Below are 16,479 nucleotides of genomic sequence, written 5' to 3'. Positions count from 1 at the left end.
TTGTTCAGCGTTTCGGCTCCGCCGAAGCCCTCGCAGGCCGGCAGGATGATGGACAGATGCGGGTCGACGCAGACGCCCTCCTCGGCCTCCTTCGGGAAGTTGTTCAGGGCGATCTGCTCGTCGGTCATGTTGGTCAGCTGAATGCGGTAGCGCATCATGCGAGATTTTCGAATCTCGATCTTGTGCTCACCAGACACCCAGGCGTAGCCAGTCTGCGTATCACCCATGAAGTAGCCCTGGGTGAGGAACAGCGACAGGGCCGGCTTGGCCGAGGCGCTGTAGAAGCCGGCACGACTGCGCTCGGCCTGGACGTACTTCGTGTCGTCGTAGCGCGGCGTGGCGGAGACGAAGTGGTTCAGGTGCAGGTTGCCGCCGGTGGACACCGTGGCACCCGCGCCGCTGTCGCCGCCCGTACCGGTACCGGAGCCCGTGCCATCGCCTTCGGCCGCCACGGCCACGCCCTCGTTATCGTCAGCGCGGTTGGGCAGCGAGTAGCCGCGGAGGTTGTACTTGGAGTTCTGACCGATGGTCGGCGTGCTCAGCTGGTCGGTGCTGAAACGAATGGCCGGAGCATTGTCCGTCATGGAGGCGGGCATCTCGGTTTCTTCCGTGCCGGAGAAATCGAAGGCGCGCTTCGACTCGACGACCGGATCGCCGTTCAAGTCGTAGGTTTGGTTGTTGTTCTCGTCGAGCACCGGCACCTCGTCGATGACGACGCCGTTCTCGTCGAGCTTGTACTTCCAGCTCTCGTTCAAGCGCTCGGGGTCGATGTCGTCGGCCTCCTGCTTGCCGGCCGTGATGTCCTGGATGACCTCTTTCTCGACACCGGTATACTCGTCTTTGTAGTACTGCGGGCCCATGGCGTCCACATCGAGGCGGAAGCCGTGGGGCACGGCCACCTCGCGAGACAGGTCGCGCACGGTGTTCGTGGCCGCATCCAGCTCGCCGGCCTTTACGACCCAGCGAATCTGACGCACCTGGTAGCCATCGTGCTCGGCGAGGAACGAGTCGTCGATCTTCACGTTGCTCTTGTCGGTAACGGCATAGCCGTTCGCCTCACCGATGGGCAGCCACATGCCCTCGAACTCGTCGGCGTTGTTGCCGTCAGTGGACATGTTCACGTCGCTGAGGTCGTCCTCGCCGTACCAGTGGTCGCGGTCGGCGTCGGTGCCGGCCAAGGCATAGTTCTCGTACTCGTTGTACTCCATGCCGTTCTGCTCGGCGAAGACGTTGCCGTCGCGGGTGCGGTCGTTCGAGACGATGCGCGCGTACATATATACGCGCAGCTTGCTCTCGACACGCGCCTCGTCGTTGACGGGTTCGGCACCCTCCGCGTTGGCGGCCACCACGTTGCCGGAGGCGTCCTGATACTCGGCGCCGGGCACTTCCCACACGCCCGTGGACACCGAGCTGAACAGCGAGTTCATACGGGCGATCGCCACGGTGGTGCTCTCGAAGTAGGCGTCGTTCAGCGACGGGGTATCGGTGCCCCAGAACGGCACTTGCCAATCGAGCACGAAGCTGTTCACCGAGCCGCCGGTGTTGATGGCCTGGGTGATGAAGAAGTCGTTGACGTTCTTCAGCGTCGCGTCGTCGCCGCGCGTGCTGCCCAGATCCTTGTTGCCCACGTTGTTGCGCAACGAGGAGGTATCGGCGCGCACGCTGGAAGACGGCTTGCGAATGCGCAGGTATCCGGCCTCGTCAGTGACGTAGGGGTCGGTGTAGTCGCCGTCTTTGTCGTGGTCGACGATGCCCTCTTCGTCCCCACCACCATCGCTGTCGGACTCCTTCGCCGAGGCGCTGTTCTTGAAGAAGCGGTCGACGTCCTGCGGCGCGAAGGACGACACGTTGGCGCCCTCGGCCACGCGGCTCTTCGCCTTGAAGGCCACGTCTCCCCTCTTCAGGTACAGATCACTCGGGATGGCGCCGGGGCGGTCGTTGTTATGGGTGCTCGCTGCCACATCGGCGGCGATGTAGTTCTTGCCCTGGTCGGCCACGGAGTACTTCGGCTGGTCGTCGTCGCCCTTATAAGAGGCTACGTCGGCGTCGAACACATGGGTCCAGTTGCTACCGTTGGCCATAAAGCTCAGATCGGAATCGTGAGCCGTGAGGTAGACGTTGGTCGAGCCGCTGGTCCACGTGTTGATGGTGTTCATCTGATCCTTGTAGCTCACCAAGTCGCCGGCGCCGTCGAACAAGTTGTCCTCGAGCACGTTTCCGGAATCCAGGTTGTCGATGCGCGTGCGCACCTTCAACGTGATGGAGTCACCGAAGCCCAGGTAGCCGTCGGCGTGCACGCCGGCATAGTAGGCATCGAACAAGGTGTTGTAGCCGAGGAACTCCTCGTCGGTGGCATCGTCGGGCGGAGCGATCTCGAAGACCACCGTTTCCGCCTCATGCTCGTAGGGCTTGATGTTCTCGATGCCGCGCGAGGTAAGCGTGTCATCGGGCTGGTCGGTATCGGGCTTGGCATAGTGAGCCGCATCGGTGCCCGCAGCGCCGTAGGTGTTGGCGCTATAGTTGGGCTGCGCGGTGATTTTCACCGTCCAGCCTTCCTCGATAAGCTGCTTGGGCGTGTACTTGGCGCTCATCGTGCGCCCGGTATGGCGATCGATCCACGTGCGCTCGACGTAGAATGCGTAGTCGTCGCCCTCGTAGTCGGCGATGTAGGTGGCGCTTCCGCCGCCCGTCGCGTTCGCCGAGGAATCGCGGTAGGAGCCCGTGAGGATGTTCTGGTCGTAGAAGGTCACCTGCTGCGGCAGCTGCACGGCGAATACGAGGGCCGCGTGCTTGACCGAGCCGGAGGTCTCCACAGTAGCGTCCGGAGCGTTGTTGGATACCGTGGCCGAGAACCACGGGGTGTCGTCGTAGTTCCACACCTCGTCGTTGTCGGGAACGAACAAGGTCTCGTTATCGATCCAGTTCTCCAACGGGCCGAACATGAGGCCCATGTCGGCATCGAAGCGCCAGGCGGGCACGGCGTACTTGAAGTAGCCGTTGGCCGTGTGGAACCACTGGTTCGAGAAGACCGAGCGATAGGTGTCGACCAGTCCGCTGTTGTAGTAGGTCTTCTGGAAGTGATAGGTAAGGTCCTTCTGCTCCTCGGCCGTCGGCGCACCGCGGCTCGAGACGATTTCGACCCAGACGTCCTCCGGATCGGCGCCTATGGGCGATTCGACCACTTCGATGGAGAGAATGGTGCCCACGGGCTGAGCGGAGAAGCGGGTCGACTCCTGGAACTTGTAGTGCTCGCCGAAAGCGTCGGCGATGCCCTGCTTCGCGTCGGCCACCGAAAGCGACATGTACTCGTAGAAGTCGCTGTACTCGTCGTATTCGATATCGTAGTCGGACACGCTGGCGAAGGCGAGCTCCATATCGACGACCGTCTTCTGGCTGCCGACGGCGAGACCCGTCGTCTCATCGACGCCGTTGTCCTCGTAATCGGTACGAGCGATAGGCGTCGTCGCGTCGCCCTGGTAAAGCGAGGCCGTGCGGCTGGCAACGATATCGTTGCCGTCGCGGTTCTCAATCACGGCATCCTGATGGACGCGCCAATCGATGGTGGTGCCGTCCTCTTGGTAGACCACCAGATCGATGGACACCTGCCCGTTCAGGTTGTTGCGCGTGCGCTTCGCCGTGAAGACGCGCGTGCCGTTATCGCGCAGACGATAGATGTCGTCCACCGTTACGTTGCTCGCGTTGTTGCGACCCACCGTTGTCACCTCGGTGGCGGAGAGCACCACGCTGCCCGCCGCGTTGCGCTTCACGTGCGTGCGCTTGTAGTCGGTGCTGCCGTTGCTGTAGTTGATGACGTCCACATCGCTGGTGGGCTGCGTCACCGAGCCGTCGAAGGCAAGTTCCGCGCCCGCATGGGCACCGGCGCCCGTGCGCTGGGTGCCCTCGCGATCGGTGGCGGGGTTGCCGCTGTCGGTCGGACGGTCGGTCGGGTTGGCCTCCACCTCGTAGGTCACGTCGAGGGTCGGCGTCATGCAGCGCAGCTTCACGGTGCTGTACAGACCGTCGTCGTCGTGCACGTCGGCGGCAGCGTTCTCGTTCGCGCGGTTACCGAAACGCTCGGCGTAGCGCGCGGTCTCATTCTCCCCTATGCCATCGGCGCCCGAGACGTTGACCGAGGCGCTGTTGGCGTTCAGCCCGCGCGTCGTCGCCTCGGACAGGCCGAAGGTGCGGTCGACGTCGGTGTAATCGCCCACACGCAGACCGGCGCCGCCCGCCAGAGGCGCGCCGGAGAGCGGCAGCGTAAGGCCGCTCTTCACCAGGGCGTGGTTGCCGTCAAGCACCCAGCCGCGGGTCGTGCCGGCACTCTCGCTGTAGGTGCCAGAAAAGCCGATGAGGTAGTTCGGGTACTCGGCCGCGCCGGTCACCGCCAGCTCGGCGGTGCGCTCGTCAGCCTTGGAGGGATCGGTGTAGGCGCCCTTGATGATCTGGGTCATGTGGCCGGGCACCACGTTGGTGGTGTTCACGCAGGCGTAACTGGAGGAGTAGTGGGTGTGCGTCAGGTAGCTGTTGCTCATGGAATCGAGGCGCGCGTCCTTCGGCGTGCCCACGGCCAGCGCGTTGCGCTGAAGCTGGGTCATGCCGTTGTGCATGGCCGCGCCGTAGGTGGCGTTGTAAAGCTGCTGCTTGGTGAGCATGATGGGCGAGCCGACGGTGTAGGGGTTGTCGGCCTTCTTCGCCGTCACGTTCAGGCCTGCTTCCTTCACCGTGATGTCGTTGTCGTTAAGGAAGGTGAAGCCAGTCATCTTCGAGGTGACGAAGGCGCGCACGTTCTCGTACACGTCGGCGGACTGGTTGCCCTTGAGCGCCTTGGGCTTGGCCACGGTGACCACATTCAGCTTGAACACGTCGAGCCCGTCGGTGGCGATGCGCGTGATCATGTCGGCGGCGCCGGAGTTGTAGCCGTCGGCCGTGGATTCGATGCGCACCACGTAGCGGTACTCGGTGGCCGACACGTTCTGCAGGGCGCCGTTCTGGTACACCTTGTAGGGATCGGTGGACACCTGCTCGTAGGTGTAGGTGACCTTGAAGTTCTTCTGCTTCCATTCCTCGGACATGTTCGCGTCCACGTTGGAGCCGATCGTGCGGCCCTCACCGCCACCTGTGGCATTGGGGCGCGCAGCATCGAGGTTCGTAGCGTCGGTGCCCTCGGTGTAGGACATCTCCCAATCGCTCACGGGAATCTCGCGGGGGCCGGCCGTCGGATCGGCATCGTAGGGAGAAAGCGTCGTTTGGCTGTAGGGCGCCACGCCGTAGGGCAGCACGACCGTCACCACGGGCAGCAGGAAGTCGCCCTTCGAGCCGCCGTCGACGGCGTAGGTGTTCTTGGCCGTGGAATCGGCGGCCGCGTTGTTGTAGACCGAGGACTCGTTGGCCACAGTCCACTGCAGAGGCTGGGTCTCCAGCCAGTAGCGGTTCTCGACGAACACATTCAGCTGGCGGGCCTCGGCCTCGGTATCCACATAGTAGTCGACCTGCTGGGGCGTCCGCACCGAGGAAGAGGTGCCGGCGCCGGGCACAAAGGAGCTCACCGTTGTCCAGGTGCGCAGCATCGGGGCGCGCTGCACGGCGTGGGTGCCCGTCTGGGCATAGAGGCGCTGGCCGCCCTTGTCACCGGCGTTCCACTGAATCTGACGGTTGTCGGTTACCTTCAGACCCATGGCCGCCAGAGCCTCGGCGGTGCTGTCCGCCTCGGCGCCGACGATGGCCGGATCGGTCACCACGGTGTTGTTGAGCACCGTGTACCCGTTCACGGCGGGCATGTTGGGCGTGCCGTAGCCGAACAGGTAGCTGGCGCAGGTAGCGCCGGCGTTGCCGCGCAGGGTGTAGGCGTAGTCCATGCCAAATGGCTGCACGTTCTGGCGACGGCCGGCGTTGGCAGCGCCGCCCTCGTACAGGTCGGTATCGTAAATGGCGTAGTAGCTGGAAGACGCGGAGGGCTCGGAGGGGTTCTCGATGACCTCAACGTCGTCGCGGATGCCGGGATTGACCGGGCCGGGCTCCTCGGTGCCGTTGGAGACGCCCACGCAGATGGTGAGCTGGACATGGGTCCGCGTATCCGGCTCGGCGCCCTCGGCGGGCTCGGGCGGCGTCGTCTCGCGAATGGAGATGACATGCCCGGTCTGGTGGCCCTCCACCTCGTCGTCGTCCACATGATGGGTCGCCTCGAGGTAGGGAAGCACCACCACGTAGCCGGCGTCCTCGAGCGCCTTGCTCACCACGTCCGGCTCGGTGTTGCCCTCAAGGAAGCCCGAGAAGTCGATGGGGGCCCGCCCGGCGCTCACGGTGATGGTCACTTCGTGGACGTCGAAGTCCGTCATGGCGATGTCCATGATGGTGCCGGCGGCCGCCTCGTCGCTGTAGGCCTCGACGCGCTCGACGGCAAGGCCCTCGTTGGCGAGCGCCGCCGCAGCCTCGTCGGGCGTAAGCGCCAGGTAGGACTCGAAATTGGGGCCGGAGCTCACGGTGATCTGCACGTAGGTCTTCATGGGATCGCCCTCGGCCGGGGTGGTCGTGGGGGCGACGGTCATGATGGCGCCTTCGGCCACCATGAAGCTGGCCATCGTGGTGCGCGTGACCTCGAAGCCGCGCGCCTCAAGCGCCGCCTGCGCGTCGTCGGGGGTCATCGCCAGATAGGGCGAGAAATCGACGCCCGTGCTGTAGACGATCTCCACATAGCGGGCCAACGGATTGGTCTCGTAGGCCGGCGCGTGCACCTCGGAGATGGCCATGATGACGCCCTCGGCAACGGTGTCGCTGGGCACGCCGCGGCGCAGCACCTGGTAGCCGTCGCCGTTAAGGCGCGTGGCGGCGGCGTCCACGGTCATGGACAGGTAGCCCTGGAACGCCTCGGGCGTCTCGGGCAGGGACTCGTCGCTTTGGGCGGCGGGCTCGGCGGACATAGGAGCCACAACTGGCGCGGCCTCGGCATCGGCGGGCACCGTGCTGCCGGCAGTGCGGGTGACGCCCGCCAGCGGATCGTAGACCCCCACGCCGTTGGCAGCGGCGACGGGCACGATCGTGGAAGGCGCCTCGTCGTCGCCATCGCCGTCGGCGCCGCCAGCGGCCGTCAGGATGGTGGCCAGAACGGCGCTCTCGTCGTTCTCCTCGTCGCGGGAGGTGGGCAGCACCGCGGCCATGGCCGCAACGGCGCCGCCGCCGGCCAGATCGGCCGTCTTGCCCGCGCCGGCGATGCCCTCGACGGTGTTCACGATCGTCGTGTTGTCCCACGGAGCCACGAGCACGCGGTCATACCAGGCACCGTTCTCGTTGTTGCCGAACACGTGGCTGCGCACGTTCACCCGCAGCTTGTAGCCGCCGGCTTCGTAGGCCTCCACGTACTTGTTCGTCACGTCGTCGGGGTCGGCGGCGTTGGCGGCCGTGTTGTCGATGGCGCGGCCGTACCACTTGCCCAGGTACTGCTTCACGGTGATCCTGAGCACCCAGGGCTGCGAGCTCTTGACGTAGCTCTCGCCCTTCATGAGGTTCTTGTCGATAGCGGTCGTGTCCTCGCCGGAGCGCACGGACAGGTAGGTGGAACCAGTCACATCGGCCGCGAGGTCGGCCATATTTGCCTTCCCGCGATTGCCGGTGCGGTAGCTGGCCGGATCCTGCGAAGCGCTCGGCGCATCGTAGCCGGCGTAGGCCGAATAGGGCGTCTGCAGCACCTCGACCTCTACCTGGGACGGATCGAGGGCAAGGTAGGCTTCCACAACACTCGGCGCGTACTTCTCGCCCGTGGCCGCGCCGGCGTTGTCGGCCAGGCCGTTGGTATAGCCGTTGGCCGCACCGAGCAGCTCGGCCTTAAGGGACACGGTGCCGTCCTCGGCGATGACCGGTTCCACGCCGCGCGGCATGATGTAGGTGAACTCAACGCCATCGAGGTTGCGGTCGCCGTAGTTGTAGGCGGTCAGGCGCGCCGTGAACTCGTCGTTGTACTGCAACGCGGTCTCGTACTGGCCGTACTCGATGCCGCGGTTGGTGGTGGTGCCGTTCACCGTGGCCTGGGCCGTGGCGAGGTTGCCCGAGAGGTTCCAGGTCTTGTTCGGATCCTGGGTGTTGTAGCGGCGCGTGGCCTGGTAATCGGTGCCGTCGGCCACAAAAGCGCTCGAGCCGGCGAGCCACGCCTTCTGCAGGTGCACGCGGGTCTGGGACCATACGAGCGGGGTGCCGGAAAGCGCCGTGCCCGCCAGCGGGCCGTCCTCGTCGACAAGCTCGCCGGAGCCGGCCGCCGTCACCCGCGCCTCTTCGATGCGCGGACCGGTGACGAACTGGAAGTAGTCGCGCTCGCGGGCGCGGCCGAAGCCCACCGTAGCGTAGGTGTAGCCTGCGGCCCGGGGGCTGCGCAGCGCATCGGCCGCCGTCGTCGGACGGCCGTCCACCACGTAGGCGACCTGCTGCACGTTGTTGGCGGTCTTCACGTCCTCGTCCATGAAGACGTCGTTGGCTCCGTGGCTGTAGGCGCCGTCGTTGGAGGCGTTGCCGGGGATGTAGGTAAGGGCGTTGCGCAGGAAGCTCCAGTTGTCCACATGCTTCGGCTTATCGGCGCTAAACGCGCTCTCGTGCATGAGGGAGTCCATGTCGAGCAGCGCGTCCTGGGTCTGGACGCGGTTCACGCCGGTGGCCATGGAGGCCGCGGCATTCGTCGCGGCGTTCAGCGACGGGTTGAACAGCGGCAGGCTGCCATCGTTGGTGGCGTTCACGGCGAAGTAGTACTGGCCGAAGCGCGGCAGGTAGGCCGGCTCCAGCCCCGCGGTGTTCGCGGCGCCGTCGGCCGTCTTGGCCGTGCTCGCGGACTTGTCCAGATCGAGCATCACCTGGGGCAGGTTCTCGGTGGCGGCGCGCACGGGGAACCAGATTTCCAGGGTGTCGCCCACTTCCATGCAGGTGGAGGTGTAATCGGCCCGGTCGGTCGGGCGCAGCTGCGTCATGTTGGGGGCATCGTCCTCGGTGCCTTCCGCGCCGTCGATGCCGAAGCCGTTCGGGTTCACCGAGCCGGTGGGCAGCTCGCGCTCGGCAGCCACGAGACTCTCGAGCGGATTATCCAGAGCCGGGGCGTTGATGCCGGCGGCGCCGGCCGTGTTGTGCTCGTCGTAGACCCATTCGATCTTGAAGGTGGCGAAATCGGTTTCATGGGAAACCGCCGTCGGGTCGCCCTCCGCCGAAAGGCCGGTGGCCCGCGGGTCGAGGTCGGCGAAGGCCTGGCCGGTCACGTTACCGGACACCGCGGCCAGACGATCGGCCGAGACGTAATCCATGGCACCGCCGAAGTCGGTGGCCTCGGCGCTATCGACCTGGGTCACCTTCAGGCGCAGACCGTGGGTGCGCTCGGCGGTCACGTCGTTGCCGGCGATGTCGGTCCAACGCACGTTGCCGGCCAGGGCCTGCTCCAGATAGGCCGCCGTGATGGCCTTTCCATCGGCGCTGCTCAGGTTGGCGCCCGTGAAGCCAGCGGCCTTGGCGGCGGTCAGCAGATAGGTGGTGGGGATGCGCTCGTAGAACACCGGGTTGTACAGCTCGCCCTCGCCGGCGCCCTGCTCGGAGGTGCCCGGCACCATAACGGTATCGGGATAGGTATCGCTGTAGGTGCCGATCTCGGCCGCCGTCAGGGTGGCGTCGGCGCCCACGGAGATATTGCGCAGCTTCGCGGTGTCCAGATCACCCGTAGTGCCCGCGTGGACGCTTCCGTCCTTCTGGTAATTGAAGGTGACAGTGTAGTCGCCCGGCTCAAGCTGGGCGGTATACGTATGCCAAACCCCATCAAGGCCGCCCCAGCGGGCTGCTCGCCACGAAGCAGTGCCCGCAGCGTTCGTACGCGTATAGTCCACCGTGAGATAGTCGTAAGAGTAGCTCTCAGAATAGTAGTAATAATCGAAGGAGAACGTCGTGGTCGAGTACACCGTGAATTTGGTCGTCATTTTAGAATTGGAGTTATGCACGTTGAAGTTGCCCGACCGGTACTCGCCCGAGCCCGCGTCGTAGGACCACGCGTAGCCGCCGGCGGCAAGGTTGAGTTCCGGCTTGCTGGCCGTCAGCGACAGGCGCGCGTTGCGCAGGGTGTCCTTGTACCAGAACACCTCGCCGGGCACATAGCCCAGCTTCTGCTCCGCATCATCGGCGTAGGGCGCGCTGGCCAAGTCCTCGCTCTGGAACACCTGGGTCTGGTAGGCGGCGTTGGGCACCTTGCGGTAGACGCGGATAGGCTCCTGCTTGGCAAGGCCGGTGTTGGTGGCGTTCCACTCGCTCTGCTTCGTGCGCCACGTCACCACGCTGGCCGGCTCGTCGGCGGCCTTGGCCGCGGCACTCAGGCGGCTTCCGTCATGGGAGAAGTCGGAGGCATCGCCGGCGGCGTTCTCGGTGATGTCGGCGTTGTGGTTGTGGTCGATGGCCATGTCCACCTGAAGGTGGCTCTCGTAGTAGTTGGCCGGCTCCTCGTAGGCCTCGGCGATGGCTGCAGCATCGCGCAGGTCGTTGTAGCGGCCCACGCCTTCCAAGGTCACGTCGGGAAGGTTGTAGCCGGGCACGTCCTTGTTGGCGCTGTAGGTGGTCACGCCATTGACCGTGGTGGCCGTCACCGCCGGCTGATCCTGGCCCACGGTCCAGGTGGTGATGTCGCCCTCTTCCACCGCATCGGTGGCGGGCACGTCGTAGTAAGTCCAGCGGATGGCCGCCGCCTCGCGATAGAGGTTGATGTTCACGACATGGTCGGTGCCTTCGATGGCATTGCTGCGGCCGGTGGCCAAAGCCGTGGCGTCGGTCACCTCAGCATCCAAATCGCGGCCGGACATGTAGTTCAGAAGCTCGTTGGAGCCATCATCCTGGCGCAGCCAGGCTCCGGCGCCGTCGTTGGCCGAGGGAATGTAGTACTCGATCTTCACCACGGGCCGGTCGGTCAGCTTCTTATTGGCCGCCAAGTTCTCCTCGTAGGCGATGTCATGACCGGTGATCTCGAAGATCTGGCTGCCCGTCGGCACCTGGCGAGCGCTATCGAAGCCCTCGGTGAAGGGCACCGTCACGGTGACATCGCCGGTGTGCCAGGTGGTGTTCTTCATGTTAGTGACATGCAGGTACAGCGGGTTGCCGTCCTGGTTCGCCTTGCTCGTGCGGCGGGTGGCCGAATCGTAGGGGAACTCGTAGGTGAGCTGCACGTCGTTGGTGTGGTTCGCCATCATGTTCGACGGGTTCAGGATGTTGTTCGTCGCATCGGCCTGGGCGAAGGCGCGCATGTTCGGGTCGTTCAGGATGACGTTGGCGGCGAACACGTTGTTCACGAGCACCTGGGGCCACCAGGTGCCATCGGGGCTCGTACCGCCATGGCTCGTCACCTTGCCCGCGCTGTGGTTGCTGATGTCGGAATCGGTCACATCGCGGTCGTGCTCGTAGAAGCGCACCTTCGAGGTGGCCTTGGCGCCGTACTGCTTCTCGTCGGTGAGGTTGGCCACCAGCGTCGGCTGATGGAAGTAGTAGACGTTGTGGTAGCCCGGGTCGGTGTTCTCGTAGCGGTACTGGCCCTGCTCCATGGAGTACACGTTCGCGCCCAAGCCGAACGAGCCCGTGTAGGGGTGTCCCGTGGGATGGCCGCTGCACGGACCGTAGTAATCGAGGGTGCGGTCACCCACGGTGTCGTCGTCGTTGGCCACGAGGAACTGGGTATAGCCGTGGGTGGGAGCGCTCGTCACCGTGAAGGTGGCGTCCACCTCGGCACCGTTGTAGGAGATGGCATCGGCATCGCCCGTGAAGGCAACGCTGCTCGCTCCGTTATAGGCGTCGCGGTCGGCCTGCAGCTCGTCGGTCATCTGGGTGATGACGCGGATGACCACGTGCTCGGTGGGATTCAGGTAGGTGGGCAGCGTCGCCGCGCCGCCATCGGACTCGCCAGCCGGCGAGCCCACGCTGAACAGCAGGGCGCGGGTCTTGCTGTAGTCAACGGTGTAGGCGCCGTCTGCGCTGACGCGCGCCGGCGCGGCGGCGGTCAGGTCGGTATGGGGCTGCGCATCGTCAAGCGACACTTCCAAGCCGTCCACGGACGTGGTGGTCTCGTTGGTTTCGGGATCGGTCTCGGTGACCACTTTGTCGCCGAGCATCTGGGCGGTCACAAGCGCGACCGACTCGGCCTCGGTGAGCGGATCGGCGCCGTAGTACTGCTTGCCCGTGTCGCCCACCGTCGTGGTTCCTACGGTAGACTCCACCACTTCCCAGCCGACGATGCGCTGGCCCGGCTTCACCTCGAAGCGACCCTGGACGAAGTTCAGGGGTACCGTGGCGGCGCCATTGGCGGTGGGCTCGTTGCGAATCTCAAGGGTGTATTCCAGGTAGTCGCCAGCGTACAGAGCGCCATCGGGCACCTCGTTGCGATGACCCGTCTCGTCCCAATCCTCGTAGCTGTAGGGCATCGCATCGCTGGTGGAATCCAAATCGTAAGCGAAGATACTCTTCACAAGCGGCTTGCTGTCGGCGTCGGTCTTAACCGTGCCATCGGCGTCATACAGGTTCACCTTCTTGCCGCGCACGTAGGAGATATCCATGTTGCCCAGGCGGTGCTCCACGTCGTACTGGGCCGACCAGTTGCTCGCCGTGGAAGCGGCGGCCGTGTTGTTGTAATAGGTCCAGGAGGAGAAGACCGGCTGTCCCGAGGCGTTGGTGGTGTAATTGGCCACACGGGTGGCGGCGTTGGGATCCTTCGACTTCACGTGGTCGACGTACAGCTGATGACGCGAGCTCTCGCCGTCGAAGGTCTTGTTCAGCTGATCCTGGGCGTTCTCGACCAACACCTTGCCGAAGGTGGGGGTCGAGGTGGTATCCCACTTGCCTTCCGTGGGATCGTTGGTAGCGGCGGTGGCGGACGTGAAGTTGTTCACGGTACGGTCGGCGAAGACGCCATCATAGCGGAAAGCGTAATTCTTCTCGGCCGCGCCGGCATCGGCCGCCGTCTTGGCCTCATCATCGGTGAGGTTGCGCAGGCTGTAGCGAGTGAGCCACTGGCTGCCGTCGAGCATCGTGCTCGCGAAGCGGCGATTGGCCTCGGGCGCCACGAAGGCGACCGAGATGGAAGTGACAATGGGCTTGGCATACTCGGCATTGGCCGAAAGCGCCCCGAAGCCGCCGGTGAGGGTGTTCGTCTCCTCGAGTGCCTTGTAGGTGTCGTAGCTCGCGCCATCGGCACCGGAAAGCGGCAGGCCCGCGGCGAGCAGGGCAATGCCGGCCTCGGGGTCGGCCTCGGCCTGGGCGGCGGTATAGGCGCGCAGGTAGCCCTCCACGTCAACCGCCACATCGCCGTCGCCGTCAGCGTCTCCCACCGTGCCCCCCCTCATTTCCACGCGACCGTCACTCACGAGGCGATCCCACATCACCTGGGCCGTCTGCTCGGCGCCGGTGCGATCGAGGTAGCGGAACGTGATGGAGCGCACCGAGAACCAGGAGTTGGCGCACTCGTCGCAGGTGCAGCCGTCCTGGCAGTGCAACGCGCCCTTGGCGTCGCGGTACTGGGTGCAGGTGCCGGTCGCCGCGTGAGGCGTGCGGGCCACGTTGGCCGCGGACTTGGCGATGGACTCGGGGATATAGAGGTTCTGCATACGGAAGATGCCGAAGTCCTCGCTGTTCTGCTTGGCGAAGTTCGTGTCAATTTCCGAACGCAGGGTGATCTCGCTGATGTGGGCCGCGCGGCGCGGGGCGCCGGCGTTGGCGTCGTCGGTCGCACCGGAGGCATCGGAGGCGTTGCGGTAGCGCACCTCGTAGGAGGCCCGGTTCGGCGTGATGTTGTCGGTGCTGTAGTCGTAGATGGTGCGCACGTCGGCCACGGCCGTCGTCGTGCCCGCGGGCAGGTTCGCGGCAGCCTGGCCTTCGCTCCACGTCTTGCTCAGCGTGGCGCCCACCGACTCGTCGTAGGTCGTCGAGGCGCTGCTCGTCTCCGACAGCTTCAGATCCGTCGACGTCGGCTTGGTGATCAGTTTGCTCGTCGGCGCGGTGCTGCCGCCCGACACACCGGCCACTTGCGTACGGCCCGTAATGACGGCGGTGTTGTCCACGGCGGTGCCGGGCACCTTGCCGGCCATCTCGTCGGTGCGCCACAAGCCGTTGTTGTCGGTCTGCAGCGTGGTGTCGTAGCCGTAATTCACGCGATAGGCGTACATGTTCGCCTGATCGGTGGCGGCGTTGCGGTTCTTCCAGTGGTAGGCCCACGTCCAAGAGTTGTAGTAGTTGTTGTAGCAATAATAGTAGTTCTGCTCGTACACCTGGTGGGTCGGCGTCACCTGATCGGTCGTATCGTAGGCGCGACGCATGGAAACGGTGGCCGTGCTCGTGGCGTTGGTCTTCCAATCTGCCACGCCGTAGGCCGCATTGGCGTAGTCGCTGCCGTTGTAGGCGGCGAAGGCGCGGTTGGCCTGCTGCTCGTAAATATAGGGGCGGCCCACCACGGCGAAGTCGGCGCTCTGCACGGCACCGGCAACACTCGTGGTCACGGCCAGCGTGCCGTCGGTGGTATCGCTCACCACACCATCGGCATCGCCGTCGTACAAACGCGCCGTCTCGGCTGTGGCGTCGGCGTCGCCGGCATAGGGGCCGAGGTTCAGCTCGTAGCTGGTGACGAACTCGTTGTCGGCCAGATACAGCGTGAAGGGCATCGTGCCCGCGTACCAATCGTCATCGGAGTTCTGGGAATTGTAGAAATCCGGATCGTGATCGTAGTCGCGGTTGAACCAGATATAGGCGTCGCCAGCCTTGTTGCGGGCGAAGCGCTTGGTCGTCGTGGCCGTGGTGTTGGTGGTGCTGCTGGTTTCGGTAACCTCGTTGGTGTAGAGCGGATAGGTGGTCGCCTGGTTGAAGGTGGGCTGGTTGGCGGCCAGCACGCCGGTCGCAGGGTCGGCGGCAGCGAACAGGTCGCGCAGGCCCGGGGACAACGTACGGTCGGTCACCGGGTTCAGGTGCGCGTCCACCATGGTGGTGTTGCCGGCAGCGTCGGTCACCGTCATGAAGTTTTCTTTAACGGTGATCGTGCGGTTCGCATCGGGGTTGGGGCTGAAGCCGTTGGCATAACCCTTTTCCTTCTTGGCGTCGTTGGCGGCCTCGTCGTCGGCCGCCCACGCCGTGGTGTGCAGCACGATGGAGACGTCGTCGAAGTTCTTCGGGTTGTTCACCACCGTGGTGTAGCGATAGGGATCCAAGTGACGGCTCGTACCGGCCTGGCTCTTGAACTGCAGGCCCGTGGCCAAGAAGCCGAAGTACTCGATATCGCTGTCGGGATAGATGGTCGGCAGCGTGTCGGCGATCTTCAGGGAGTCGGCTGCCGTGATGTAGCCGCCCCACGGCTGGTAGTTCGAATTGCCGTAGCTGGAATTGTTCGAGCCGGCGGGCCAACGATACAGCGCGTTCCAGAAGCGCTGGTCGCTGCCGTATTCCACGGCAATAGGCGTCTCGCCGTAACCGGCGTCGATATTCGAGTCGTTGCCCAACTTGTAGTTGTTGGCGGCATTGTTGTTGCGGTCGCCGTTGGCGTAGGTGCCCTGAACCGGCGTCGTCTCCCGGAAGCTCTTGCGCAGGAAGTTGCGGGAGTCGTAAGTGCTGAAGCTCACGAGCGACTTCATGTGGCGCATCTTACCCTCGTCGAAGGAGAGCGGGTGGGTATGATGATAGTAGCTGTAACCACCGGAGCTATAGCGCTGGTAGTGGCAGAAGCCCACACGGTGGAAGTTCTTGTAGGAGAAGCTGCTCTTTGTCTGGTCGTTGCCGGAGGTGATGGTGCCGGCCGCCTGGGACTTGGCAGCCGCATCCCCGGTGGACGCCCCGTTGGGGGAGCCGCTGTAGCGCTCGACGGCCTTGTTGAGGTAGGTCGTCTCGCCCTGGTTCTCGCCGCCCAAGACCATCTCGGCCGTCGTGGTGCAGGTGATGGTGGAGGGCGAGCGGTAGAAGCGGCCCGTCACCTCGAAGGACATGGCGTTGGCCCAGTTGAGCGCCGAGCTCTGGCTGTCGGCGAACCAGGTGCCGTAATCGGACACCTTCGCCGAACCATCGGCATTGAGCGCGCCCTGGTTGATGGTCACGTCGTAGACGATCTTGTCCACCGTGGTGATGGCGGCGCCGTCCTTGTAGCCAAGGAAGGTGTCTTTGAAGGCATCGGCTTGGTTCACGCCGAAGCTCGGCTCATGGACGACACTCGTCGCGCCGTCGGCCTCGGTGGTGCTCGTCTTCAGCAAGTTCAGACGGAAGTACTTGGCACCGTTCGCATCGGTTTGGAAGGAGCCACCGCTGGCCGCCGCCTGCTCGCGGATGGTGTTGCCGGACACTTCCATGGTGCCGCCGTCGCTGAAGTACACCGTTACGCCATTCATGTAGGGCAGCGCCTGCTGGTGGATCTTCACATAGTAGGCGTCAAACCCGAGCACGCCGGGCGTGGTGGAGGTGAACGTTTGAGTCAGCTTCACGCGCGCACCGGCATTGTAGGTGATGCCGCCCACGGTGTCGTAACGG

General features: G+C 64.7%; 1 protein-coding gene (running past both ends of the window). It reads right to left on the bottom strand.

This entire window lies inside a single protein-coding gene on the bottom strand: locus tag AEQU_RS00465, encoding an InlB B-repeat-containing protein (RefSeq protein WP_022738184.1). The 74,766-nt coding sequence extends 32,692 nt beyond the window's left edge and 25,595 nt beyond its right edge, so the window shows coding positions 25,596-42,074, spanning codon 8,532 (partial) through codon 14,025 (partial); the first complete codon in reading order (the gene reads right to left) occupies positions 16,476-16,478. Both the start codon and the stop codon lie outside the window.

Source organism: Adlercreutzia equolifaciens DSM 19450 (assembly GCF_000478885.1).
Lineage (GTDB): Bacteria > Actinomycetota > Coriobacteriia > Coriobacteriales > Eggerthellaceae > Adlercreutzia > Adlercreutzia equolifaciens.
Note: the sequence above shows the minus strand (reverse complement) of the source record. Positions and strands in the feature narration are given on the sequence as shown.